The sequence below is a fragment of the Delftia sp. ASV31 genome (genome assembly GCF_016428765.1).
Classification (GTDB): domain Bacteria; phylum Pseudomonadota; class Gammaproteobacteria; order Burkholderiales; family Burkholderiaceae_C; genus Comamonas; species Comamonas acidovorans.
Map to the genome: position 1 here is coordinate 1 of NZ_JAELTK010000018.1, position 24,527 is coordinate 24,527.

General features: G+C 67.4%; 21 protein-coding genes. 8 read left to right on the plus strand and 13 right to left on the minus strand.

Features of this window, described 5'->3' with window-relative positions:
• A partial coding sequence (locus JHD82_RS08860) for an ATP-binding cassette domain-containing protein (protein WP_199136057.1) occupies positions 1-781 on the minus strand: 781 nt, incomplete at its 3' end.
• 120 nt (positions 782-901) lie between these two features.
• The gene (locus tag JHD82_RS08865; RefSeq protein WP_012204057.1) at positions 902-1,834 is read right to left on the minus strand and encodes a LysR family transcriptional regulator; all 933 of its coding nucleotides are present in this window, start codon (positions 1,832-1,834) and stop codon (positions 902-904) included.
• 283 nt (positions 1,835-2,117) lie between these two features.
• Here JHD82_RS08865 and JHD82_RS08870 point away from each other — a divergent pair, with 283 nt between their 5' ends.
• Both JHD82_RS08870 and JHD82_RS08875 read left to right on the plus strand, forming a co-directional pair.
• Entirely contained in the window at positions 2,118-4,409 is a 2,292-nt protein-coding gene (locus JHD82_RS08870) for a DUF6351 family protein (RefSeq protein ID WP_199136059.1), read from the plus strand.
• 101 nt (positions 4,410-4,510) lie between these two features.
• Complete coding sequence (locus JHD82_RS08875) at positions 4,511-5,206, plus strand: Crp/Fnr family transcriptional regulator (RefSeq protein WP_012204055.1); 696 nt, start codon at positions 4,511-4,513, stop codon at positions 5,204-5,206.
• Between the two features lie 16 nt (positions 5,207-5,222).
• Here JHD82_RS08875 and JHD82_RS08880 read toward each other — a convergent pair whose 3' ends face one another.
• Both JHD82_RS08880 and JHD82_RS08885 read right to left on the minus strand, forming a co-directional pair.
• On the minus strand, positions 5,223-7,499 hold the full coding sequence (locus tag JHD82_RS08880; RefSeq protein WP_199136061.1) for a diguanylate cyclase domain-containing protein: 2,277 nt from the start codon (positions 7,497-7,499) through the stop codon (positions 5,223-5,225).
• A 120-nt stretch (positions 7,500-7,619) separates the two neighbouring features.
• Positions 7,620-8,255 (minus strand): Crp/Fnr family transcriptional regulator, encoded by a 636-nt coding sequence (locus JHD82_RS08885; RefSeq protein WP_043781147.1) that lies wholly within the window; start codon positions 8,253-8,255, stop codon positions 7,620-7,622.
• Between the two features lie 140 nt (positions 8,256-8,395).
• Here JHD82_RS08885 and JHD82_RS08890 point away from each other — a divergent pair, with 140 nt between their 5' ends.
• A complete protein-coding gene (locus JHD82_RS08890) occupies positions 8,396-10,279 on the plus strand; it encodes a phosphodiesterase (RefSeq protein ID WP_199136063.1) in 1,884 nt (627 codons plus the stop codon).
• A gap of 97 nt (positions 10,280-10,376) precedes the next feature.
• Here the strand turns inward: JHD82_RS08890 and JHD82_RS08895 are convergent, their stop codons facing one another.
• Positions 10,377-11,714: a urate hydroxylase PuuD gene (locus JHD82_RS08895; protein WP_199136065.1), complete on the minus strand. Its 1,338-nt coding sequence runs from the start codon at positions 11,712-11,714 to the stop codon at positions 10,377-10,379.
• 186 nt (positions 11,715-11,900) lie between these two features.
• Positions 11,901-12,785, minus strand: a complete 885-nt coding sequence (gene xdhC, locus JHD82_RS08900; RefSeq protein ID WP_199136066.1) for a xanthine dehydrogenase accessory protein XdhC — start codon at positions 12,783-12,785, stop codon at positions 11,901-11,903.
• 130 nt (positions 12,786-12,915) lie between these two features.
• Here xdhC and JHD82_RS08905 point away from each other — a divergent pair, with 130 nt between their 5' ends.
• Positions 12,916-13,404: a hypothetical protein gene (locus tag JHD82_RS08905; RefSeq protein ID WP_199136067.1), complete on the plus strand. Its 489-nt coding sequence runs from the start codon at positions 12,916-12,918 to the stop codon at positions 13,402-13,404.
• A 43-nt stretch (positions 13,405-13,447) separates the two neighbouring features.
• On the opposite strand, the gene JHD82_RS08910 is transcribed toward JHD82_RS08905, so the two are convergent.
• Positions 13,448-13,837 (minus strand): hypothetical protein, encoded by a 390-nt coding sequence (locus JHD82_RS08910; RefSeq protein WP_199136068.1) that lies wholly within the window; start codon positions 13,835-13,837, stop codon positions 13,448-13,450.
• A gap of 93 nt (positions 13,838-13,930) precedes the next feature.
• Between JHD82_RS08910 and JHD82_RS08915 the strand changes: the two genes are divergently transcribed.
• Positions 13,931-14,260: an Arc family DNA-binding protein gene (locus JHD82_RS08915; protein ID WP_199136069.1), complete on the plus strand. Its 330-nt coding sequence runs from the start codon at positions 13,931-13,933 to the stop codon at positions 14,258-14,260.
• Positions 14,261-14,325: 65 nt separating this feature from the next.
• On the opposite strand, the gene JHD82_RS08920 is transcribed toward JHD82_RS08915, so the two are convergent.
• Positions 14,326-14,910 carry a YSC84-related protein gene (locus JHD82_RS08920; protein ID WP_012204046.1) on the minus strand — a complete coding sequence of 195 codons (585 nt, stop codon included), beginning with the start codon at positions 14,908-14,910 and terminating at the stop codon, positions 14,326-14,328.
• 316 nt (positions 14,911-15,226) lie between these two features.
• On the opposite strand from JHD82_RS08920, the gene JHD82_RS08925 reads away from it, so the two are divergent.
• The gene (locus JHD82_RS08925; protein WP_012204045.1) at positions 15,227-15,616 is read left to right on the plus strand and encodes a DoxX family protein; all 390 of its coding nucleotides are present in this window, start codon (positions 15,227-15,229) and stop codon (positions 15,614-15,616) included.
• Between the two features lie 110 nt (positions 15,617-15,726).
• Here JHD82_RS08925 and uraH read toward each other — a convergent pair whose 3' ends face one another.
• Positions 15,727-16,077 carry a hydroxyisourate hydrolase gene (gene uraH, locus JHD82_RS08930; protein WP_012204044.1) on the minus strand — a complete coding sequence of 117 codons (351 nt, stop codon included), beginning with the start codon at positions 16,075-16,077 and terminating at the stop codon, positions 15,727-15,729.
• Positions 16,078-16,416: 339 nt separating this feature from the next.
• On the opposite strand from uraH, the gene ggt reads away from it, so the two are divergent.
• Positions 16,417-18,237: a gamma-glutamyltransferase gene (ggt, locus tag JHD82_RS08935; protein ID WP_071954645.1), complete on the plus strand. Its 1,821-nt coding sequence runs from the start codon at positions 16,417-16,419 to the stop codon at positions 18,235-18,237.
• 96 nt (positions 18,238-18,333) lie between these two features.
• On the opposite strand, the gene glxR is transcribed toward ggt, so the two are convergent.
• The 3 genes from glxR to gcl form a co-directional block, all read right to left on the minus strand.
• Positions 18,334-19,248, minus strand: coding sequence for a 2-hydroxy-3-oxopropionate reductase (glxR, locus tag JHD82_RS08940; RefSeq protein ID WP_013803708.1), 915 nt, complete (start codon positions 19,246-19,248; stop codon positions 18,334-18,336).
• 52 nt (positions 19,249-19,300) lie between these two features.
• A complete protein-coding gene (hyi, locus tag JHD82_RS08945; RefSeq protein ID WP_012204041.1) occupies positions 19,301-20,101 on the minus strand; it encodes a hydroxypyruvate isomerase in 801 nt (266 codons plus the stop codon).
• 115 nt (positions 20,102-20,216) lie between these two features.
• Positions 20,217-22,007, minus strand: a complete 1,791-nt coding sequence (gene gcl, locus JHD82_RS08950) for a glyoxylate carboligase (protein WP_199136070.1) — start codon at positions 22,005-22,007, stop codon at positions 20,217-20,219.
• Between the two features lie 121 nt (positions 22,008-22,128).
• Between gcl and JHD82_RS08955 the strand changes: the two genes are divergently transcribed.
• Positions 22,129-23,046, plus strand: coding sequence for a LysR family transcriptional regulator (locus JHD82_RS08955; protein ID WP_199136072.1), 918 nt, complete (start codon positions 22,129-22,131; stop codon positions 23,044-23,046).
• Between the two features lie 83 nt (positions 23,047-23,129).
• Here JHD82_RS08955 and JHD82_RS08960 read toward each other — a convergent pair whose 3' ends face one another.
• Positions 23,130-24,452 carry a glycerate kinase gene (locus JHD82_RS08960; RefSeq protein WP_046240325.1) on the minus strand — a complete coding sequence of 441 codons (1,323 nt, stop codon included), beginning with the start codon at positions 24,450-24,452 and terminating at the stop codon, positions 23,130-23,132.
• Positions 24,453-24,527 lie beyond the last annotated feature (75 nt).

Here is a 24,527-nt window from a genome sequence, read left to right on the forward strand (position 1 = left end):
CGCCGACCTGGGATTCGCGGTGCGTGAGCTCGGGCGGCTCCGAGCCGATCATCAGCCGCGACAGCGAGGCATTGCTCTCCACGGCCGGGTTGCACACGCCGGTCACCTGCCCGCCGCGCAGCACGGTACAGGCCGTGCACAGCGAACGGATCTCGTGCAGCTTGTGGCTGATGTAGAGGATGGAGCAGCCCTCGGACGCCAGGCGGCGCAGCACGACGAAGAGCTTCTCCACCGCCTGCGGCGTGAGCACCGAGGTGGGCTCGTCAAGAATGAGCACGCGCGGGTGCGTGAGCAGGGCGCGGATGATTTCCACGCGCTGCATCTCGCCCACGCTCAGCGTGTGCACGGGGCGGTGGGGATCGACCTCCAGCCCGTAGTCATGCGCCGTGGACTCGATGCGCTTCACCACCTCGGCCAGCGGCAGGCTCTTGTCCAGGCCCAGCCAGACGTTCTCGGCCACGGACAGCGTGTCGAACAGGCTGAAATGCTGGAACACCATGGCGATGCCCAGCTGGCGCGCCTCCTGCGGGTTGCGGATGTGGACCGGCTTGCCATCGACCTCGATGCGGCCCTCGTCGGGCTTGACGGCGCCGTAGATGATCTTCATCAGCGTGGACTTGCCGGCACCGTTCTCACCCAGGATGGCATGCACTTCGCCGGCGCCCACGGTCAGCGAAATACCGTTGTTGGCCACCACCGCCGGATAGCGCTTGGTGATGCCTGTCAGCTGCAGCCGGGGCGGCGCTGCGGCTGGCAGGGGGACTGTATCGGGGGGATTCATGGCTGGGATTGTCTTTCAATTTCTGCAACAAACTGGAACACAAGTCCTTGAAACCGCCTTGGCGGCCCTCATATCGACCACCACTTTGTCCACCAGAAAGGCGGTTCCTGCCGCCATCGCCTAGCGGGCACGGGACATCAGGGCCACATGCCGCACGGCGTCGCGCAGCCAGCGCGTGGAGGCGCCCATGTGCGTGCGGGCGTGCCACAGCTGGTAGTACACCAGCGGCGCAAACTCCACCGGGCAGGGCAGGATCACCAGGGGCAGGCGCTGGCTGAAGCGCTCGCAGAACAGCCGCCCCGTGGTCAGCACCAGCAAGCTGGTGGCCACGATGTCGGGGATCAGGCTGAAATGCGCGCAGCGCGCCGCCACCTGGCGCTGCAGGCCCATGCGGGACAGCTGGTCGTCGATCACGCCGCGCGCACCCGGGTAGGTGGGCGTGGGCGCGATGTGCTCGGCCTCCAGCCACTGGGCCACGTCCCAGCCGCGGCGCACGGCCGGGTGCTGGGGGCTGACCAGGCAGACCACCTCGTCCTCGAACAGGCTGGCCATGTGCAGGCCCTGCGGCGGCTCGGGCCAGTTGCCGATCACCACGTCCACATCGCCCTGGGCCAGCTGCACCTCGTAGTGCGCGTCGCCGTTGAGGGCCAGGATGTCCACGGGGCAGCCGGGCGCCTCGGTCTTGAGATGGGCCACCAGGCGCGGCAGGAACAGCGGGTCCAGGTAGTCGCTGGCGGCGATGCGGAAGGTGCGCGTGGAGGTGCGGGGATCGAAATGCCGTGCATCGCTGAACAGGCCCTCGGCCGCGCGCAGGATGTCGGCCGCCGGCTGCACCATGCGCAGCCCGGCCTCGGTGGGCTGCATGTGCGCGCCCGAGCGCACCAGCAGCGAATCGCCGGCCAGGTCGCGCAGGCGCTTGAGCGCAGCGGACACCGCCGGCTGGTGCATGCCCAGGCGCAATGCGGCACGCGAGACGCTGCGCTCGGTCAGCACCGTGTGCAGCACCCGTATCAGGTGCAGATCAATCTTGTCGAACAGGGCCTGGTCGCGCATGTAGCGAAGCAATCACCAAAGAGGCACGGCGCGGGGAGCCGCCATGCAGATCATGAAAAGCCCGCAGGGTAACCCAGCCCTGGCCCCGGCCAGCTAGATACAAGCACCAAGAATGGCCTGGGCAGGGGGCGTTAAACACTTGTGAGCGCAGCGCATGCAATATGCGCGCCAGTTCCATGGCACGGGACCATCCATGCATTGTCAAAACCTATACAGACTTCCATTTGTTAGCGTGCTTCAATGAAATCGCTTCAAGAAGAAGTGGATGCAGGAGACAAGACCCATGACACAGACAGCCCCTCGTTCGGGCATGGCGATGGCCGCCGTGCTCGCCACGCTGCTGACGGCCTGCGGCAGCAGCGGCGATGCCGGCCCGCAGCCCATCGAGATCCTCAGCCTTTCCAACCGGGCCGACATGATCAGCGATGGCAATGCCTACCTCGAAATACTGCTGCCCAAGGGCATTCCCGCCGGTGCACTGAAGGTGGAATTGAACGGAGCCGATGTCACCGCGCAATTCGCCCAGCGCGCCAATGGCCGCATCCTGGGCCGGATCGACGGATTGCGGGTGGGCGCCAATACCCTCGCCGCCACGGCCGCAGGGAGTGCGCGGGCACGCCTGGACATCACCAACCACGGCCGAGGCGACTCCATCTTCGCCGGCCCGCAGACCCAACCCTGGATCTGCGCCACGCGCAATGGCGCACAGGCCACTGTTTCCGTGCCGGGCACGGCGCTGTCGGCGACCGTGACCACGCGCGTCAGCGGGCTCGACACCGATCCGGTGGATGCCCTTTGCAATACCAGGACCCAATACACCTACTACTACATGCCCAAGTCCAGGCAGGGCAGCGCCTGCACACCAGGGACCACGGGCACCGCCCCCTGCCACCTGGCCTTCGACCCGTCGCAACGGCCTGCCGACAGCGAGATTGCCGACTTCACCAATGACCGTGGCGATACCGTCAAGCACCTGCTGCGCGTGGAAACCGGCGTGATGGGCCGCGGCACCTACCAGATCCTGGCCTACTACGACCCCGCCCAGCCATGGGCGCCCTGGGCTCCGCAAAAAGGCTGGAACGGCAAGCTGCTGTGGAAGTTCGGCGCCTCAGCCTCGGGCAACCGCTTCCAGGAGCCTGCGGTCAACGCCCTCGACCAGGCCACCGGCAGCGTGCTGTTCGACGCCAATGCGCTCGCAGCGGGCCACATGGTGGTGAAGGCCATGCTGACCAATCACTTGCACAACAACAACGAGTTGCTGGCCGCCGAGAGCATGATGCGCATCAAGGAGCACCTGATCGAAAACTATGGCGAAGTGCGCTACACCATGGGCGACGGAAGCTCCGGTGGCTCCATGATGCAGACGGTGATCTCATCGGCCATGCCGGGGCTGCTGCAGGGGCTGCAGACGGGTTATAGCTATCCGGATGCCGCGTCCACCTGGATAGAGACGCGGGACTGTGGCCTTCTGACGAACTACTACGGCACAGCAGCAGGCAAGGCGCTGCCCGACGCCGCCAGGGCTGCCATCAATGGCCATCCAGCCGCCTATTGCAGCGCCTGGACAGCCACCTTCATCACACCGCAAAATCCCAGGCTGCCAATCAATTGCGGCCCAGGCTTTCCGGCAGCCATCACCTACGACCCGCAAACCCGGCCCCAGGGCGTGCGCTGCTCCATCCACGACATGTTGGTGGCGGTCTACGGTACGGCGCGCGACGCCGATGGCAACATCAAACCTGTCATGCCCTACGACAACGTAGGCGTGCAATACGGACTCAAGGCACTGCAGTCGGGAGCCATTGGCGCCGAGGACTTCGTGCTTCTCAACGAAGGCATTGGCAGCTACACCACCGATCTGGACTGGACCGGAGGCACGGCGGCTCCGGTGGCCAGCCGCCAGCAGGCACCGGCTGATCTGCTGCCCAGAATCTACAGCAGCGGCCTGCACAGCAACGCGAAGAATCTCTCGCAGGTGGCCATCATCGACCTGCGGCCCGAGTTGGGCGCAGACATCCATATGAGTTGGCGCAGCCTCCAGCAGCGCGCACGTCTGGATGCAGGCAACGGTGGCCACGACAATCATGTGATCCGAGCAACCCAAGGCCCGGTCACACGGGCCATGGCCGACCAGTCCTTTGCCATGATGGACCGCTGGTTGTCCGCAATCGAAAGCGATACGTCCGCTATCCCGCTGGCACAGAAAGTGGTGCGCAACAAGCCTGCTGACCTGAAGGATGTCTGCCTTGCCGACGGGGGCCGGACTCTGGCGCTTGACGATCCGGCGTGCAGCTTCAAGCCCACGTTGTCGCCGCGCCAGGTGGCTGGAGGTCCCCGCGCCGAGGACGTCTACCAGTGCCAGCGCAAGCCTCTGTCCTTCCCCAGCCAGGACTATCCGGGCGTCACTTTCAGCGCCGCGCAGCAGGCACGCCTTGCGGCCGTTTTCCCGACTGGGGTCTGCGACTGGAGCAAACCTGGCACGGGCCAGACGCAGGAAGCAGCCTTTCTGACCGATTTCAGCGCGGGTCCCGCAGGCAGGCGGGTCGGACCCAAGCCGGTCTCGCGCAACGATTGACGCGTCAAGGACGCCGGTCGGAAAGTACAGATAAGGGTTTGCACAGTGCCGATTGAACCAATGAAAGAACAAACTTCCATTGAAAAATCACATCGCCCGCCATGCAGCCCTTCCCCACGATCAGCGATGTCCTGAAGTCGGCACCCTTTGCGCCCAGCCTGAGCAAGGCACACCTGCTCAGGCTGCGGCGAGAAGTGCTGCTGCGCGAGATACCGGCCGGCACCTCGCTGTATCAGAAGGCGCGCCGGGCCGACCACTGGACCGGCGTCGTCCGGGGCGTGGTCAAGATCCATGCCCTGTCGCCCACCGGACGCACCACCACGCTGGCCACCTTCCCCCCGGGCTGCTGGTTCGGCGAAGGCACGCTGCTCAAGCGTGAAGGCTGGCCTTTCGATGCCACGGCGATCGAAGACACCCTGTTGGCCCTGATGCCTGCCGCCACCTTCCACTGGCTGCTGGAGCACAGCCTCGGCTTCAACCGTTTTCTGCTGGACCAGGTCAATGCACGGCTGGGCCAGTTCATCAGCCGCTGCGAGCATGCGCGCCTGCACCACTCCAGCCGTCACGTGGCGCACTGCATCTCCGAACTGACGGATGCCAGGCTCTATCCGGGCGCCGAGAACCGCCACCTGGGCATGTCGCAGGAGGAACTGGCCAGCCTGGCGGGCGTGTCGCGACAGATCGTCAACCGTGCCCTGGGCGAACTGGAGGACATCGGCGCAGTCCGTGTCTCCTATGGGTCGCTGACATTGATCGATCCCGAGGGGTTGCGGCGCTTCAGCGAGTCCTTCGAATGAGAGGACAGCTTTGCATCTATGCCGCCTCCAGCACCTCGACGCGGTTGCGGCCCTTGCGCTTGGCCGCATAGCAGGCCATGTCGGCCGAGCGCAGCGCGCTGCTGACCGTGTGCTGGCGGGCATCGAGCACCACCATGCCGACGCTGACACCCATCAGGTAGCGCTGCCCCTCATGGGCGCCCTCCCAGTCCTGCACGGCCATGCACAGGCTTTGCGCCAGCAGCATGCCCTGCTCCGCCGAGGTGCCCGCCAGCAGCACGGCGAATTCATCACCGCCCAGGCGCGCCACCCAGCCCAGCGGCCGGACCACGCTGTCGATCAGCCGGGCCATGTGGCACAGCACCTCGTCGCCCGCCGCATGGCCGCCCTGCTGGTTGACGTGGGCGAAGTGGTCCAGGTCCAGGAACAGGATCACGCCATGCTGCTGCAGGCCGACGGTCTTCTCCTCCGCCTCTTCCTCTAGCGCCTCCTCGACCGTGGCGACGGCGGTGTTGTCGCTCTGCTGCAGGGCGGATTCACCCTGCTGCAGCGCCTCGGCCGGCAGGCGCTGGGCGGCACTGCATTCCTGCAGCCACTCATGCAGGCGCATGGCAAAGGCCTCCCGATTGGGCAGCAGGGTCAGCGGATCGTGCATGGCCTTCCAGCCCGGCTGCTCGCGCACCAGTCGCTGCATGGTCACGTCCTCGACCACCCAGACCAGGGTGGGGTCTGCCGGCACCACGGCGCGCGGCTCCAGGCCGCGCTGCAGGCGCTGCAGGCTCTGGCCGTGCAGGCGCACCCAGATGGGGCGGCCGTCCTTGCGGACAAAGCACTGCTCGCTGTCGAACTGGCCGTACATGTCCAGGTCCTTGCGCACGCGCTCCAGCAATTGGATGTGCGCCGCGTCGGAGGCGCACAGCTGGCGTATCGCCTGCCCCTGCAGCTCGCGCGGCGGGTAGCCGAGCATGCGTGCGGCCTGCAGGCCCACCAGCTCCAGATGCGCCGACCGCGTGACCACCAGGCCCACGGGCGCGTAATCCATCAGCGTCTGCAGCTGCAATTGCAGCCGGCCAATCTCATGCGCCTGCTCCTGCCCCATCTGCCCCAGGCGATGCAGGGCCTGCCACAGCGTGGAGGCTTCGCCCCAGGCATGGGTCCAGGGCATGCGCCAGCCGCCTTCCTCGGCATGGCCCGGCTCGGGCTCGGGCGCGGGATCGGGCTCCTCGGCCATGAGTCTTCCCTGGCTCGCCAGCCATTGGCGTGCAGTGCGGTGCAGGGCCGCCATGGGTTCGGTGACCAGGATCAGCAGCAGGACCAGCAGGCCAGCGACACCGGCCACGGCGGCCAGCAGCCACCACAGCACGCGCGGCGCCAAGCTGGGTGCGATGGCTTCCTCGGGGGTGATCCTGACCACCAGCCACTGCGGCAGCGGCATGCCTGCTGTCGTCACCAGGTAGCCCGCGCGCCGCTGGGTGTCGGGGCCCACCTGCACTGCGCCGGCCGCGGGGTCCTGCAGCCAGTCCGCGCCCAGGCCGGGCTCGGCCTCGGCGCGCGCCGACCAGCGCGAGGGGTCGGAGTGGGCCAGGATCTGCCCGTCGCGCTGCATGACCAGCAGGCGCCCGCCGGAGCGCGAGGGATCGATGCTGGGCGGCAGCAGTGCCTGGGCGGACATGCGCACGCCGGCCGACAGCACGCCGCTGACCGTGCCGTTGCCGGTGCGCAGCGGCACGGCGTACAGCAACTCCATCATTCCGGGATCGGCCCCCTTGCGCACCATGGTGGAGACCACGGGCCGGCCATCGGCCAGGCTGCGCCGCATCACGTCGCGCACGCCTTCGTCCAGATCGGCCAGGGGCTCGGAACGGCCGCCGCGCAGGCTGAGTTGCAGCTGGCCACGCGCGTCGGCCAGTTGCAGGGTGTCGAACAGCCGCACGGATGCGTCTCCACGCAGCATCTCGCCCATCAGCCGGCTCGGGTCGCTGCCCTGGTCTGCAATGCCCTGGGCCAGCACCCACAGCAGGCGCTGCTGCTGCTCCAGCCGCGCGGCCAGCATGCGCGCCACGGTATCGACCTCGTCGGCCTGCCGGGCCATGGCGCGCTCCAGTGTCTGCTGGCGCATGTTGTGCGAGACCCACCAGGCACTGCCAAGGCCCGCCAGCAGCACGGCCGCAGCGGCCAGCGCCAGCACCGTGCAGCGCATGGCGCCCCAGCCTGTGGCCGCGCGCGGCCGCGAGGGTGAATCCGGCAGCTGCGGAGCATCCTGGGATGCCAGCAGTGCCTGGAAAAAGGGAGATCGGCGGGCGTCCAGTGACATGACGCCATCAATATATGCAGGCCCGAAAGCCGTCCCACTGGGTGGAACCCGCGAACCAGTGGATACCCCGCCCCGCAAGTCCCGGCGCTTGCAGGCCGGCACCCGTCAGCGGCGTGGGAATCAGCCTACTGCGAGCACTTCGAGGGCCGCCGGCTTGGGCAGATCGATGACATTGCCCCGGCCCGCGATGAGCCCGTGCTCACGCAACTGGCGCAGCACGCGCGAGAAGGTCTCGGGCGCAATGCCGAGCTGGGCGGCGATCAGCCGCTTGCGCAGGTGCAGCGTCACGCGCAGGCCGCCAGCCTCGTGCGGCATGGCATGGCGCAGCAGCCACTGGGCGCAGCGCGCCTCGGCGTCCTTGGACAGGCGGCTCACCGCCAGCTCGGTCTGCGCGCAGTAGGCCTGGGCCATGTCCTGCAGCAGTTGCTGGGCGGGCGGCGGCAGCTGCGAGACGGCCTTCAGGAAGTCGGTCTGGGGAAGTTGCTGCACGCGGACATCGCTGTCGGCCAGCATGTCCAGGCTGCTGCCGCGCCGCTGCAGCACAAAGGCGGCGTCCAGCCAGGCCGGCCCCTCCACGACACCGAGCTGGTGGCGCATCTGCCCACCCTGGCCTATGCCCAGGAGCACGCGACCGCGCTCCAGATACATCACCGTATCCGGCGACTGCCGACGCAGCCTGAGCCAGGTACCCGCGGCCAACACCTGGGCGGAACCCGGCGCGAAGGCGAAAGCTTGCAAGGAAGACAGGGCGAACATGCATGCAACTTTGCCGGCTTTGCTCCCGCCGCGTTTTGAGCCATGTCAATCCGCCGCCAGCACACCGGTCCGCAGGCGGCATACTTGTCACAAGAATGTCACCAGTGAAACGTAATGTATCCAGCTGAAAAGTTGAGCCCATGATCGATCCCCAGATGCTCGCCAGCCTGCCCGCTGCCGCGGCCGTGCTCTCCGCCGCCGTGCGGTCCGGCGCAGGCCCCGTGGCACAGCTCATGCGCGCGGGCGGCCTGTACTGCGTCTTCCAGCCGCTGGCCGATCTGCGCAGCGGCAGCATCTATGCGCATGAGGCGCTGATCCGCGGCCCCCGGGGCATGCCGTTGCACACGCCCGATGCCCTGCTCAAAGGGGCGGCGGCCGAGGGCATTCTTCGGGAATTCGAGCTGCTGGCGGTCTGCGTGGCGCTGCAGGACTGGGGCCGGCAGAGTGCGCCGGGCCGGCTGTTCATCAACCTCAGCGCCCAGGCGCTGGTGCAGGCCGTGGGGGTCTGCGGCCCCGGCATGGTCGGGGACACGGTGCGCATCTTCGGCGTGCAGGCCCGCTCCCTGGTGGTGGAGATCACCGAGCACGACCATGTGACCGACATGCCCGCCGTCTGCGCCGCCGTGAAGGCCGTGCATGCCACGGGCGCGCGCCTGGCGCTGGATGACTTTGGCGACGGCCGCTCCAGCCTGCGCCTGTGGTCCGAGGCCAAGCCCGACTTCGTCAAGATCGACAAATACTTCATCCACCAGATCGAGCAGCGCCCGGCCACGCTGCAGCTGCTGCAGGCCATCAAGGGCATTGCCGAGGTCTTCGGCACCACGCTGATCGCCGAAGGCATAGAGACCGAGGATGAGCTGCGCACCCTGCGCGACCTGGGCATTCCGTATGGCCAGGGCTGGCTGCTGGGTCGCCCTGCCGAAACCGCCCAGCCCCAGATCAGCACGCAGGCGCGCAGCGTGGCGCAGGACCCGCGCGTGGCCGTGCTGCCCCACCAGGGCCACAGCGCCCGCCCGGGCGTGCTGCGCAACCTGATGGTGATGCAGGCGCCCTGCGTGATGCCTGCGGCCAGCAACGACGAGGTGGCCGAGCTGTTCCAGGCCGGGCAGCAGCTGCATGCCATTGCCGTCGTGGAGGCCGGCCGGCCGCTGGCGCTCATCAACCGCCAGCAGTTCATGAACCACTACGCCACGCTGTACTTCCGCGAGGTGCACGGGCGCAAGCCCTGCCTGGCCTTTGCCAACGTGCAGCCGCGCATCGTGGAGCTCGATTGCGATGTGGACCAGCTCGTGGGCATCCTGACCTCGCAGGACCAGCGCTACCTGAGCGACGGCTTCATCGTCACCGACAACGGCCGCTATGTGGGCCTGGGCACGGGCGAGCAGCTGGTGCGCCGCGTGACCGAGGCCCGCATCGAGGCCGCGCGCCATGCCAACCCGCTGACCTTCCTGCCCGGCAACATCCCCATCAGCCTGCACATGCAGCGACTGCTGGACAGCGGCGCCGGCTTCGTGGCCTGCTACGCCGACCTCAACCACTTCAAGCCCTTCAACGACCACTACGGCTACTGGCGCGGCGACCAGATGATCCGCCTGGTGGCGCGGCTGGCCGTGGCGCACTGCGATGCGCGGCGCGACTTCGTGGGCCATGTGGGCGGGGACGACTTCATGCTGCTGCTGCAAAGCGAGGACTGGCAGCGGCGCTGCGAAGGCATTGTGGGCGCCTTCGCCAGCGAGGCGCGCCAGCTGTTCGACGACCAGGCGCGCGAGGCCGGAGGCATCTGGGCCGAGGACCGCCACGGCATCCGGCGATTCTTTGCCTGCACCACGCTGTCCATCGGCGTGGTGCGCGTCGCGCCGGGCAGCGTGCTGGCACCCGAGGACATCGCCAACCTCGCGGCCCTGGCCAAGCAGCAGGCCAAGGCGCAAAGCCTGCCGGGGCGCGGCGCCATCGCGCTGCACACGCCGCGCGATGAAGCGCGGCGCCCGGCCCTGCACGGCACCGCGACGGCCTGGCCTGCCTGAAACAGAAAGCCCGCAGGCTCTTGCGAGGCTGCGGGCTGGTGGCTGGCCGCCGAACGCTGACAGCAAACGCCGACAGCGTCTGGGCGCGGCCCAGCGATCAATTCACCGATGCACCAGACTCGTACCAGCGCTTGACCATGCTGCGCTCGTCATCGTTCAGGGCACCCGGATTGCCAAAGGGCATCTTGCGCAGTTGCACCACCTGCTGGTAGATCTGCTGGGCGTGGGCCTTGACCTGCTCGGGCGAGTCCAGGCGCACATTCTTTTGCTGCAGGGCGGCACCGTGGCAGACCACGCAATGCTGCTGGAAGAAGGGCGCCATCTGGGCGTAGCCCACGGCGCCGTCGGCGGCGGGAGCAGGAGCAGCGGTCGCAATGGGTGCAGCAGCTTCGGCACCGGGCGCCGCCGTCGCAGCGGGCTCGGCACCAGCAGGCGCCTGCACGGCGGCGGGAGCCGCTGCAGGGGCTGCGGCAGGCGCAGACACAGGGGCGGCGGCAGGCGCCGGTGCAGGCTTGAGCCAGACGGCCGTGCCGATCAGCACCAGCACGCCGACCAGGGCGTAGGGCCAGGGATGGGCATTGCGGCCCAGCTTGAAGCCGTGGCGCATCACGAAGAACTGGCGGATGGCAGCGCCCGCGAACATCATCAGGATCAGCACCAGCCAGTTCAGCTCATGGCTGTACAGCCAACCGTAGTGGTTGGACAGCATGGCGAACAGCACCGGCAGCGTGAAGTACGTGTTGTGCACGCTGCGCTGCTTGCCGCGCTTGCCGTGGATGGGGTCCACGGGCTGGCCTTCCTTCAGGGCCTTCACCACCGTGCGCTGGCCGGGGATGATCCAGAAGAACACGTTGGCGCTCATCGAGGTCGCCAGCATGGCGCCCATCAGCAGGAAGGCGGCCTGGCCCGGGAAGATGTGGCAGGCCAGGAAGGCCGCGATGCACACCAGCACCAGCACCATGGCGCCCACCGTGGCGTCGCCGTTCTTCTTCTGGCCGAAGACGCGGCAGATGCCGTCGTACAGCAGCCAGAAAACGACCAGGAAGGCCAGGGCCGAGGCAATGGCCGCAGCCGAGCCCATGGCGTTGGGATCGGCCGGATTGACGAGGTAGATCTTGGCGTTCCACAGATACGACACCGTCAGCAGCGCAAAGCCGCTGAGCCAGGTGGTGTAGCTTTCCCAGTAGAACCAGTGCAGGTGGTCCGGCAGCTTGGGCGGGGAGACATTGAACTTGACGGGGTGGTAGAACCCACCGCCGTGCACGGCCCAGAGTTCGCCGCTGACGCCCTGCTTCTTGAGGTCGTCATCGACAGGCGGCGTCAGGCTGCTGTCGAGGAAGACGAAATAGAAGGAGGAACCGACCCAGGCGATGGCCGTAATGACGTGGAGCCACCGCAACAGCAGGTTGGCCCAGTCGAGAATGTAGCTTTCCATAGCTCTCAACCTTGGCAGCGTGGGGGCCGCCGGTGTTCAACCTGCTCACCACTGCGGGCGCTCTGAGCAGAAGAAAAAGGCCGCGCACCCGGTAGATATACCGCCGGTGCACCGCTGCGACCATTTCGTAGACACAAAGTGTATGCAATTTTTCGACAGCCAGCCGGCTTGCGCGACATCAATTCACTAGAGATTTCCCTGATTCTGCGCAGGCGCGGCGCTGCGCCGCTGCAGCAGCTGCGCCGCCACGGCCACCGCGATCACCTCAGGCTCCTTGCCCTTGATGCCGGGCACGCCGATGGGGCAGGTCACATGGTCCAGCTCCGCATCGCTGAAGCCGCGCTCGCGCAGCCTGCGCCGGAAGGTGGCCCATTTGGTGGCGCTGCCGATCAGGCCCACATAGGGCAGGTCGCCTTGCTGGCGCTGGCGGCTCAGGCATTGGGCGACCACCTCCAGGTCCTCGGCATGGCTGAAGCTCATGATCAGCACCTGGGAGCCGGTGGGCAGGTCGGCCACGGCGGACTGCACGGGATCGGAGTATTCACACTGCACGAGCTCGTGCTCCTCCTCGGGGAAGACCGAATCGCGGCTGTCCACCCACATCACGCGGTAGGGAAGATTGCACAGCAGGCGCACCAGCGCATGGCCGACGTGGCCTGCGCCGAACAGCGCCACGCAATCGCGCGGCGGCTGCAGCCGCTCGCGCAGCATGTCCATGCGGCCCTGGGGCACCAGCACGAACCTCAGCATCACCACGCCGCCGCAGCACTGGCCCAGGCTGGGGCCCAGCGGATAGCGGTGCTGGTGCTCGGCAAGGGCGGGACCGGCCTGCCCAGGCTGTCCGGGCAATCCGGCCTGAAGCGCCGCGTCGCGCAGCAGGCTGCGCGCGCGGTCGATGGCGTCGAACTCCAGGTGCCCGCCGCCAATGGTGCCGGCCACGCGGTCGGCAAACACGGCCATCCAGGCGCCGCGCTCGCGCGGCACCGAGCCGCGCGACTCCATCACCTCGACCCAGCACAGCGGCCCCTGCGCAAGGCCCTGCTCGACTTTCTTGAACGTGTCACTCCACATGGGCGCACCTGACAGCCCGTCGTGGCGCCTGCGGGCTTCGTTGGAATTTGTTGCGGGATTTTCCGCTGCGGCACTTGAGTTTTGCGCTCCGACTGCCGGTGCCGCGGCGTTTCAGGATACGCTCGCAATCATGCCCGATTCCCCCGATTCCTCTCAGCACAGTTCCGTGCAAAAGCCACGTTCCGGCCGTCCCTGGCTGTGGGCGGGACTGATGGCCGCCATTGCCTCCCTGGTCACGGCCTGCAAGTCGCCACCCGGCCCCGGCCCGCGCCCCGACGAGGCCACCTCCAGCGCACAGCTGCAGTACCGCAAGGTGGCGGCCAACCATCTGTACACGCGCAATGCCGAGCGCATCTACAAGGGCCAGCTGCCGCCCATGCTCTACGCGATCGGCGTGCTGCAGGTGCAGATCGACCGCAACGGCCAGGTCCAGCGCCTGCACTGGATGCGCGCGCCCACCCATGCCCCCGAAGTGGTGAGCGAGATCGAGCGCCTGGTGCGCGCCGCCGCGCCCTTCCCCGCCCCGGCCGGCGCCGCCCGCATCACCTATACCGATACCTGGCTCTGGGACAAGTCCGGCCGCTTCCAGCTCGACACGCTGACCGAAGGCCAGATCTGAGCCTCAGGCCGCCAAAGGCTGGCTCAGGCCGGTTCATGCCGGTTCAGGCAGATTCATGCGGCTGGCCGTCGGCAAAGCTCCTGGCGCTTCTGAGCAGGCAGGTCACGGCATAGAGCACCAGGTCGTCCGGGGCATCGTCGTTCACGCGGTCGATGACCTCGATGGCATAGCCCAGGTCCTGCGACAGCTGCGGCAGCACGCCTGCCGCGCGGTCGCCGGCCTGCAGGCTGGCCACCGCCTGGTCAGCGCTGGCGTGGTAGCCGCGCAGCAAATCACGCGCGGCACACACCATGGCCGAGCCGGCGCGCTCTGCATGCAGCTCCAGCACGCCCAGGGCCGCGCCCATGTGGCACAGCGCATCGACCGCCAGCACCTCCTGGTGCTGTGGTGAGGATTTTTGGTGACTGCGGCCCGATGGGTTGACTGTCTTCATGGCTCCCCTTGCGCGGGACCGTGCTGGTCCCGAAGCAACAATACCTTTCAGGTCCCTTGCAGTCAATACCTTTCCGGTCCATGATTGCCGGCGATGAAACAGACCGATCCTCAGTACAAGCTGCGCCTGCCGCAGGAACTCAAGGACCTCGTCGAGGAGGCAGCCAAGCGCACCGGCCGTTCCATGAACGCCGAAGTCGTGGCCCGGCTGCAGACCACGTTCGAGGCTCCTCTGCTCGGCCGCCTGTCGGCCGCGACGGACCCTGCGCTGGAATGCGAGGAGCCCGTGAGCATCTACGACATCAAGATGAGCGCCGAAGCCGTGGAGCGCATCGAAAGGCGCCTGGAACGCATAGAGCAGGCCGTGCTCCCGCCCGCTGCGCCGGGCAGCGCCAATGAAGACGGCGCCGCTGGCGCCGACTGAGACGACCGCACAAAGAAAAACCGGCCCGCAGGCCGGTTTCGTTCAAAGGCCCCTCAGGGCCTGGATCACTCGACCACCTTGGTGATCTTCGAGCCTTGCAGCGACACGCCGGCTTCCAGGCCCGCATTGGTCAGCACATAGCTGGTCACGGGGCCCTGGGCGGTCGTGGTGTCCACGCTGCCATTGGCGCCCACCTTGCCTGCGGCCACCGTGGCATCGGCGCCCACGGACCAGCCATCGCTGGCCAGGAACTTGTCCAGCGCTTCCTGGGTGTTGAACACATAGATCACAGCCTTGGACTGGCCACCGGCCTGCCAGCCCACCGAGGCGCCGGTCGTGCTGTAGTAGCCCTTGTTCTGGCCGCCGACGCGCAGCACGCCGCGGCCATGCTCGACACCGATGACGAAGCTGCCGCCGATCACCGAGGGGAAGATCAGCACGCCCTTGGAGCGGGCCACCATTTCCTTGGAGCCTGGCGCCGTCTGGTACAGCCGCTCCAGAGCGGCGTTGGCGCGCGCATTGACGGTGGTGGCATCAGCGCGCGGCGCGGACTGGGTTTCCGGCTTGGTGGTGGTGCAGCCGACCATGGCAATGCTGCCGGCCGCCAGTGCAGTGGCCATCACGACGGTACGCAAAGAAAACTGACGCATGGGAAAACCTGCCTTTCTTGATTGGACGTTTTGGGGAGACCCCATCGGTTCATTGGATTGATCACCTTGCCTCCCGGTCCCGGGCACCCCTTCCAGTGCTCGCAAACCGTTTCTGAGACAGGCTGGGGATGATGCTAGGCCGCTTTGCGGTACTTGTGATGAGACATGTCACAAGTTGCGCCATAGGACTACAGGCTCGCAGGAAATGTCTGAAAATCCCGTGCCGGGCCGCCACAGCCTGCACCTCAAGTCCGCTGATGCCAGAATGCAGCACGGCAACGCCCGGCATGCCGGGTCATCCACACCGAGGGAGTTCATGAAGTTCTGGAGCCACTTTCACCATCCCCAGGCAGCCATGGTGCTGCTGCGCGTCACGCTCGCGGTCCTGTTGCTTTTTCACGGCTGGGCGAAGCTGCGCTACGGCATAGGCAGCATCGAGCGCATGGTGGAGTCCGCGGGCGCGCCGGGCTGGCTGGCCTATGCGGTGTATCTGGGTGAGGTGGTGGCGCCGCTGCTGCTGCTGGTGGGCCTGTGGGTGGTGCCTGCGGCGCTGGTGATTGCGATCAACATGGTCGTGGCCTTTGCGCTGGTGCACACCGGCCAGGTGATGCAGCTGCACAGCTCGGGAGGCTGGGCGCTGGAGCTGCAGGCCTTCTTCTTCATCACGGCCCTGGTCGTGGCCATGGGGCACGCCAAGGGCAAGTAGCCCGCCTTCTTTCAGCGACAGGAACAGAAACGGCCCGCAATGCGGGCCGTTCGTCATTTCAGGTTTCACTCCAGGCCATCCCCCGACAGCCTGCGCCTGCAGTCCAGGGCTCAGGAGCCCCGGTACGTGGAATAGCTCCAGGGGCTGACCAGCAGGGGCACGTGGTAGTGCTGGTCGGCATGGGCCACGCCGAAGTCCAGGCTCACCTTGTTGAGGAAGTTGGGCTCGGGCAGTTGCACGCCACGGGCCTTGAAGTAGGCCGCCACGTCGAAGGTCAGGCGGTAGGTGCCGGTCCTGAGGCTGTTGTTGTCGAACAGCGGCGCATCGGTGCGGCCGTCGTGGTTGAGCACCAGGCTCTTGATCAGCGTGGCCTGGTCGCCATCGGTGGAATACAGCGCGACAGCCATGCCGGCTGCGGGGCAGCCGTTCATGGTGTCGAGGACGTGGGTGCTCAGGCCCATGGAAATCTCCTGTGCGGCGGGAGCTGGCCCGCCCGGTTGTCATTGGTTGGTCAATGCACGGAGCGCGGCGCGCGACAGCACTCGCGGCCCTGCCCTGCATTCGCAAAGTGTATACAGTTTTTGTACGCCCTTGAAGGGCGTTGCACGGCCGACGCCTAGGCAGATACCCGCACTTTCGGTGTCCGGGCCCGCGCGCGGGAAGGCTGCCGACGCCATGCTTCTACACTGTGGTCCGCCGCCGCCCTGGCCGCAGGACCCTGCGGCCAGCGCGTACAGGGCGGCACAGGACTCGCGCTCTTTTTCCACTGTTCCACTGTTTCATCTGCCAAGGAGATACCGATGCAACTTCGCTCCCCCTTGCTTGCAACCAGCCTGGCGCTGGCCATTGCCAGCCTGGCCGCCTGCAGCAGCACGCAGCCGCCCGCGGCTTCGGCGGCGCCAGCCCCCGTGGCCGCAGCGCCTGCCCCGGCAGCGGCGCCCATCACGCAGAGCAACGCGGCCCAGGCCGCCAGCGCCGCCTATGACTTCGACATGGATGTGTTCCATCCCGTCGTGGGCAGGAGCGGCATGGTGGCCAGCGAGCAGGAGCTGGCCTCGCGCATCGGCCTGCAGATCCTGAAGTCCGGCGGCAATGCGGTGGACGCCGCCGTGGCCATGGGCTTTGCGCTGGCGGTGGCCCTGCCCAATGCCGGCAACATCGGCGGCGGCGGCTTCATGGTGGTGCATGACGCCAAGAGCGGCAAGAACATTGCGCTGGACTTCCGCGAGGTCGCGCCCTCCAAGGCCACGCGCGACATGTACGTGGGTGCGGATGGCAAGGTCATCGACGGCAAATCGCTCTACACCCACTACGCCGTGGGCGTGCCCGGCACCGTGGCCGGCATGGAGCATGCGCTGAAGAAATGGGGATCGCTGCCCTTGTCCACGGTGATTGCGCCGGCCGCAAAGCTGGCCGACAAGGGCTTTACGGTCAGCGAGACCCTGGCCAAGATCCTGGAGCAGGAAAAGAAGAACATGGGCCAGTGGCCCGCCACCCAAGCCATCTTCTGGCGCAACGGCGAGCCCCTCAAGCGCGGTGACCGCCTGGTGCAAAAGGACTTGGCGCAGTCGCTGCGCCTGATCGGCCAGCAGGGCTCCAAGGTGTTCTACGAAGGCTCCATCGCCCGCAAGATCGCGGCCGAGATGGCGCCGCATGCAGGCGCCCTCTCGCTGCAGGACCTCAAGAGCTACAAGGTCGCCGAGCGTGAGCCGCTGCGCGGCACCTACCGCGGCTACGAGATCGTGACCATGCCGCCTCCGTCCTCCGGCGGCGCCCACCTGATCCAGATCCTCAACATGATGGAACGCTGGCCCATGAACCAGTGGGGCGTCAACAGCGCGCAGAGCATCCACTACATGGCGGAAAGCATGAAGCTGGCCTATGCCGACCGTGCCGAATACCTGGGTGATCCCGACTTCGTGACCGTGCCGCTCAAGGGCCTGACCTCCAAGCGCTATGCCGAGGCACTGGCCGCCGGCATCGACCCCTACCAGGCGCGCGCCGGCAAGGACATCCGGCCCGGCAAGCCCCAGCCCTACGAGAGCGACCAGACCACGCACTACTCGGTGGTGGACAAGGCGGGCAACGCCGTGGCCGTGACCTATACGCTGAACACCAACTTCGGCAGCGGCATCGTGGCCAAGGGCACGGGCATCCTGCTCAACAACGAGATGGACGATTTCTCGGCCAAGCCCGGCGTGGCCAACGCGTATGGGCTGGTCGGCGGCGATGCCAATGCGGTGGCCGCAGGCAAGCGCCCGCTGTCGTCGATGACGCCGACCATGGTGCTCAAGGGCGGCAAGCCCGTGCTGGTCACCGGCAGCCCCGGCGGCGCGCGCATCATCACCACCGTGCTGCAGACCGTGGTCAACACCATCGACTTCGGCATGAACCCGGCCGAGGCCGCCGCCACGCCGCGCTTTCACCACCAGTGGACGCCCGATGAGCTGCGCGTGGAAAAGGGCATCAGCCCCGACACCGTGGCCCTGCTCAAGTCGCGCGGCCACAACGTTGCCGTGAAGGCGTCGATGGGCCGCACCCAGACCATCGAGCTGCGCGACGGCATGCTCTACGGCGCCTCCGACCCGCGCAACCCCGACGGGCAGACGCTGGGATATTGAAGCAAGAAAAAGCCGCGCCCGTTGCCGAGCGCGGCTTTTCACAACAGGGCGGCGCAAGGCCGCCCTCCCACCAATCGCGTTGTCAGTTGCGCGGCATCAGGCCGGGACCTTCTGGCCGACCTCGAAGTTGGCCTGGATCTCCAGCGCACGCACCATGCCCGAGTGATCCCAGTTCGCGCCGCCGTGGGCCACGCAGCTGTTGAACAGCTCCTGCGCCTGGGCGGTATTGGGCAGGGACACGCCGAGCTGGCGCGCGCTGCTCAGGGCAAGGTTCAGGTCCTTCTGGTGCAGCGAGATGCGGAAGCCCGGGTCGAACGTGCGCTTGATCATGCGCTCGGCATGCACTTCCAGGATCTTGGACGAGGCAAAGCCGCCCAGCAGCGCCTCGCGCACGCGGGCCGGGTCGGCACCGGCGCGCGACGCGAACAGCAGGGCCTCGGCCACGGCCTCGATGTTCAGCGCCACGATGATCTGGTTGGCCACCTTGGCGGTCTGGCCGTCGCCGTTGCCGCCCACCAGGGTGATGTTCTTGCCCATGCGCTCGAACAGCGGCTTGACGCGCGCGAACACGTCCTCGGGGCCGCCGACCATGATGGACAGGGTGGCGTTCTTGGCGCCCACCTCGCCGCCGGAGACCGGCGCATCCAGGTACTGGGCGCCGATGGCCTCGATGCGGCGAGCGAAGTCCTTGGTGGCCACGGGCGAGATGGAGCTCATGTCCACCACCACCTTGCCGCTGCTGCCCTTGAGGCCGGCGGCCACGCCGTCCTCGCCGAACAGCACCTTCTCGACATCGGGCGTGTCGGGCAGCATCAGGAAGATGATGTCGGCCCGCTCGGCCACGCCGCGCGCCGTGGTGCACTGGGTGGCGCTGCTTTCGGCGATCTGCGCGGGGATCTTGCCCAGGGTGTTCACGAACAGCTGGTGGCCGGCCGTCAGAAGGTGGCCCGCCATGGGCGCGCCCATGATGCCCAGGCCCACGAAACCAAGCTTGAGAGAGGATGCATTCATGCTGTGTACTCCTTGTCGTTTTTGAAAAGCTGAGAAAAAACTCCGGCGGCGCTCAGGCGGCGACTGCCGCGCGCACGCTGGTGTGGGCGTCCAGCCAGCCCAGGCCCGATTCGGTATCGCGCGCGGGCTTGTACTCGCAGCCCACCCAGCCCTGGTAGCCGATGCGGTCCAGGTGCGCGAACAGGAAGGGGTAGTTGATCTCGCCCGTGCCCGGCTCGTTGCGGCCCGGGTTGTCGGCCAGCTGCACATGGCCGATGCGCGCCAGGTGCTTTTGCAGCGTGGCCGCCAGTTCGCCCTCGGTGCGCTGCGCGTGGTAGATGTCGTACTGCACGAAGGCGTTGGGCGCGCCCACCTCGTCGAGGATGGACAGGGCCTCGTCCGTGCGGTTCAGGTAGAAGCCGGGAATGTCGAAGGGGTTGATGGGCTCGATCAGCAGGCGCAGATTGGCCGCGCTCAGCGCCGATGCGGCAAAGCGCAGGTTGTCCACGAAGGTGCGGCGCAGCAGCGCGGCATCGGCACCGGCAGGCGCCTTGCCGGCCAGGCAGTTGAGCTGGGGCACGCCCAGCGCATGGCCATAGGTCACGGCCTTGGCCACGCCGGCGCGGAACTCGTCCACGCGGTCGGGGTGGCAGGCAATGCCGCGCTCGCCCGCATCCCAGTCGCCGGCCGGCAGGTTGTGCAGCACGATCTGCAGGCCGTGGGCGTCCACGCGCTCCTTGATCTCTTCGACCGTATGGGCGTAGGGAAACAGGAATTCCACGGCCTCGAAGCCGGCGCGCGCCGCGCGCTCGAAGCGGTCGAGGAAGGGCACCTCGGTGAACAGCATGCTGAGGTTGGCAGCAAAACGGGGCATGTCAGAAGTCTCCGGTAGTCGTTTGGTGGGTTGGGAGCGGCAGGGCACGCAGGGTGCCCCGCCGATAGAAAAAGCAGTGCAGTGCAATGCCGTGCGATGTGCCGTGGCGGGCCGGTCAATCCAGCAGTGCAAGCGCGCTGGGCACGTCGGCAGGCGCTGCGGCCAGGTCCTCGAACTCGATCACGTTGTCGATCTCGGCGCCCATGGAGATGTTGGTCACGCGCTCCAGGATGACCTCGACGACGACCGGCGTGCGGTGCTCTGCCATCCAGGCCTCGGCCTGTTGCATGGCGGGCGCGAAGTCCTCGGGACGGTGCACGCGGATGGCCTTGCAGCCCAGGCCCTCGACCACCTTGACGTGGTCCACGCCGTAGCCCTTGGACTCTTCCTTGTCGTCGACATTGATGTTGTCGAAGGCCAGTTGCACGCAGTAGTCGATGGAGAAGGCGCGCTGCGCTTGGCGGATCAGGCCCAGGTAGCTGTTGTTGACCAGCACATGGATGTAGGGCAGCTTGAACTGCGCACCCACGGCCAGTTCCTCGATCATGAACTGGAAGTCATAGTCGCCCGACAGCGCCACGATCTTGCGGGCCGGGTCGGCCACGCGCACGCCCAGGGCGGCCGGCACGGTCCAGCCCAGCGGGCCGGCCTGGCCGCAGTTGATCCAGTTGCGCGGCTTGTAGACATGCAGGAACTGCGCGCCGGCAATCTGCGACAGGCCGATGGTGGAGACGTAGCAGGTGTCCTTGTCCAGGCTGCGGTTCATGCACTGGTAGACGCGCTGCGGCTTCATGGGCACGTTGTCGAAATTGGTCTTGCGCAGGTACTCCACATTGTTCTTGCGAGCCTGGCATTCGGCCACCCAGCCGCTGCGGTCCTTCAGTCGGCCAGCCGTCTTCCACTCGCGCGCCACCTCGACGAAGAGCTTGAGCGCAGCGCCCGCATCCGAGACGATGCCGTAGTCGGGCGCGAACACGCGGCCGATCTGCGTGGGCTCGATGTCCACGTGCACGAACTTGCGGCCCTTGGTGTAGACCTCGACCGAGCCCGTGTGGCGGTTGGCCCAGCGGTTGCCAATGCCCAGCACGAAGTCGGAGGCCAGCATGGTGGCATTGCCGTAGCGGTGGCTGGTCTGCAGGCCGCACATGCCGGCCATCAGGCGGTGGTCGTCAGGGATGGTGCCCCAGCCCATCAGGGTGGGAATCACGGGCACGTCCAGCAGCTCGGCGAACTCCACCAGCAGCTCGGACGCATCGGCGTTGATCACGCCGCCGCCCGAGACCAGCAGCGGACGCTCGGACTCGTTGAGCATGGCGATGGCCTTTTCCACCTGCTTGCGCGTGGCGGCAGGCTTGTAGACAGGCAGGGGCTCGTAGGTGTCGATGTCGAACTCGATCTCGGCCAACTGCACGTCGATGGGCAGGTCGATCAGCACGGGGCCGGGACGGCCCGAGCGCATCAGGTGGAAGGCCTGCTGGAAGGCGCGCGGCACCTGGGCCGGCTCCAGCACCGTGGTGGCCCACTTGGTCACGGTCTTGGCGATGGAGGCAATGTCCACGGCCTGGAAATCTTCCTTGTGCAGACGCGAGCGCGGCGCCTGGCCCGTGATGCAGAGAATCGGAATCGAATCCGCGCTGGCCGAGTACAGGCCCGTGATCATGTCCGTGCCGGCCGGGCCGCTGGTGCCGATGCACACGCCGATGTTGCCGGCCACGGCGCGGGTGTAGCCCTCGGCCATGTGGCTTGCGCCTTCGACGTGGCGCGCCAGGATATGGCCGATGCCGCCATGGTCCTTGAGCGCTGCGTACAGCGGGTTGATGGCGGCACCGGGAACGCCGAATGCGACGGTCACGCCTTCTTTTTCCAGCACGCGGACTGCGGCTTCGATTGCTTTCATTTTTGCCATGGGAGGTCTCCTTCAAATTGGAGTCAACTCTAGGCAGACAGGCCGATTGGCGGAACGCCTGCGCAGACCATAAAATTTATTCCGTGCAGGAATAACTACCAATGAAAAAGGAGACAGCGCCATGGACAGACTCGATGCCATGCACATGTTCGTGCGCGTGGTGGAGACCAGCAGCTTCACCAAGGTCGCGCACGAATTCGCCACCACCCAGCCCACAGTCACCAAGCAGATCGCAGCCATGGAAGCGCGCCTGAAGGTGCGCCTGCTCAACCGCAACACGCGCGGCGTGAGCCTGACCGAAGCGGGCGCGCTGTACTACGAGAAATGCAAGACCATCGTCAACGACGTGGCCGAGGCCGACAAGGTGGTCCAGGTGCGCCAGACCCAGGTGCAGGGCCAGCTGCGCATTGGCAGCTCGGTGGCCTTTGGCCGGCGCGTGCTGATACCGCTGGCGCTGGAGTTCATGGCGCACAACCCCCAGGTGCAGGTCGACCTGAGCTTCGAGGACCGCTACACCGACCTGGTGGCCAACGGCATCGACGTGGCCCTGCGCCTGGGCAAGCTGGCCGACTCCAGCCTGGGCGCACGCACGCTGGGCGTGAACCCCTGGGTGCTGGTGGCCTCGCCCACCTACCTGCGCAAGCGCGGCACGCCGCGCCGCCCCTCCGACCTCAAGGAACATGTCACGCTGATCTACAGCAGCGTGCAGGGCAACGACATCTGGCGCCTGCGCAACGCCAGCGGAGAGCCGGTCTCGGTGGCGGTCACGGGCCGGCTGCGCTCCAACAATCTCTCGGCCCTGCTGGCGGCCTCACGCTCGCACATGGGCATCGCCGCCCTGCCCCGCTACGTGGCCCATGACTCGCTGCAGGCCGGCCGCGTGGTCGAAGTCCTCAAGACCTGCCGACTGCCCGAGCAGGAAATCCACGCCGTCTATCCCTCGCCGCGCCTGGTGCCGCAGAAGGTGCAGTCCTTCATCGCCTTCCTGCAGGGGCGGTTCGATGCCGAATGGTGGGAGACGCTGCCGCGCGGGGCGTGAGCGCCTGAAACAGGCGAGCCTGAAACAAGTGGCCGGGCGCACGTCCCGGCCCCGAAAAACAACCACCCGGCAGGGGCAAAAACCTAGAGAACCAGAATCGCCCGGAAGTCATTCACGTTGGTATGCGTGGGCCCGGTCACCACCAGATCCCCCAGCGCATCAAAGAACCCATACGCATCATTGCGATCCAGGTACTCGGCAATCCGCATTCCCTGGGCCTGGGCCCGCGCCAGCGTATCCGGTGACACGCGCGCGCCCGCGTTGTCTTCCACGCCATCGATGCCATCGGTATCGGCCGCCAGCGCCCAGACCTTGTCCTGCCCCTGCAGGGCCTGGGCCAGGCCCATGCAGAACTCGCCCGCGCGGCCGCCGCGCCCCTTGGGCGTGCCGGCCGGGCGCTGCCGGATGGTGACCGTGGTCTCGCCGCCGGACAGGATCACGCAGGGCTTTGCAAACGGCTGGCCGTGGCGGGCCACGGCGCGCGCCAGGGCGGCGTGGACCTTGGCGACTTCGCGCGATTCGCCCTCGATCTCGTCGGACAGCACATGGGTGCGCAGGCCCGCCGCCTCGGCCACGCGTGCGGCCGCCTCCAGCGAGTGCTGGGGCGTGGCGATCATGTGAACCTCATGGCCGTCGAAGCGCGCGTCGCCGGGCTTGGGGGTTTCCAGCTCGCCCGCCTCCAGCGCGCGGCGCACGGATTCGGGCACGTCGATGCGGTAGCGCGCGAGGATGGCCAGCGCGTCGGCGCAGCTGCTGGCATCGGGCACGGTGGGGCCGCTGGCGATGATGGAGGGATCGTCGCCCGGCACATCGCTGATGGTCAGCGTGACCACGCGCGCAGGCGCGCAGGCCGCGCCCAGGCGCCCGCCCTTGATGCGCGACAGGTGCTTGCGCACGCAGTTCATCTCGCCGATGGCGGCGCCGCTTTCCAGCAGGGCGCGGTTGATGCGCTGCTTTTCCTCCAGGTCGATGCCTTCGGCCGGCAGGGTCAGCAGGGCCGAGCCGCCGCCCGAGATCAGGCACAGCACGAGGTCGTCCTCGGTCAGCCCTTCGGTCAGCGCGAGGATGCGTTCGGCGGCGGCCAGGCCTGCCGCATCGGGCACGGGGTGGGCGGCCTCGACCACCTCGATGCGCTGCGCCAGGCCTTCGGGGCGCGGCGGGATGTGGTGGTAGCGCGTGACCACGAGGCCGGACAGCGGCGCGTCCGCAGGCCACAGCGCCTCCAGCGCCTGGGCCATGGAGCCGCCGGCCTTGCCCGCGCCCAGCACCAGGGTGCGGCCCTTGGGAGGTTTTGGCAGGCATTGGGCCATGCTGTACAGGGGCTGCGCATCCTTGACCGCAGCGCGGTAGAGGTCGAGCAGAAAGGCTTGGGGATCGGTGAGGTGCAGGTCCGTGGTGCTGGTCATGGTGTGTTGTCTCCGCCGGGCATTATGGAATTTCCTGCACCGGCGGTGGCATGCGGTCAAGTCACAACTGATTCG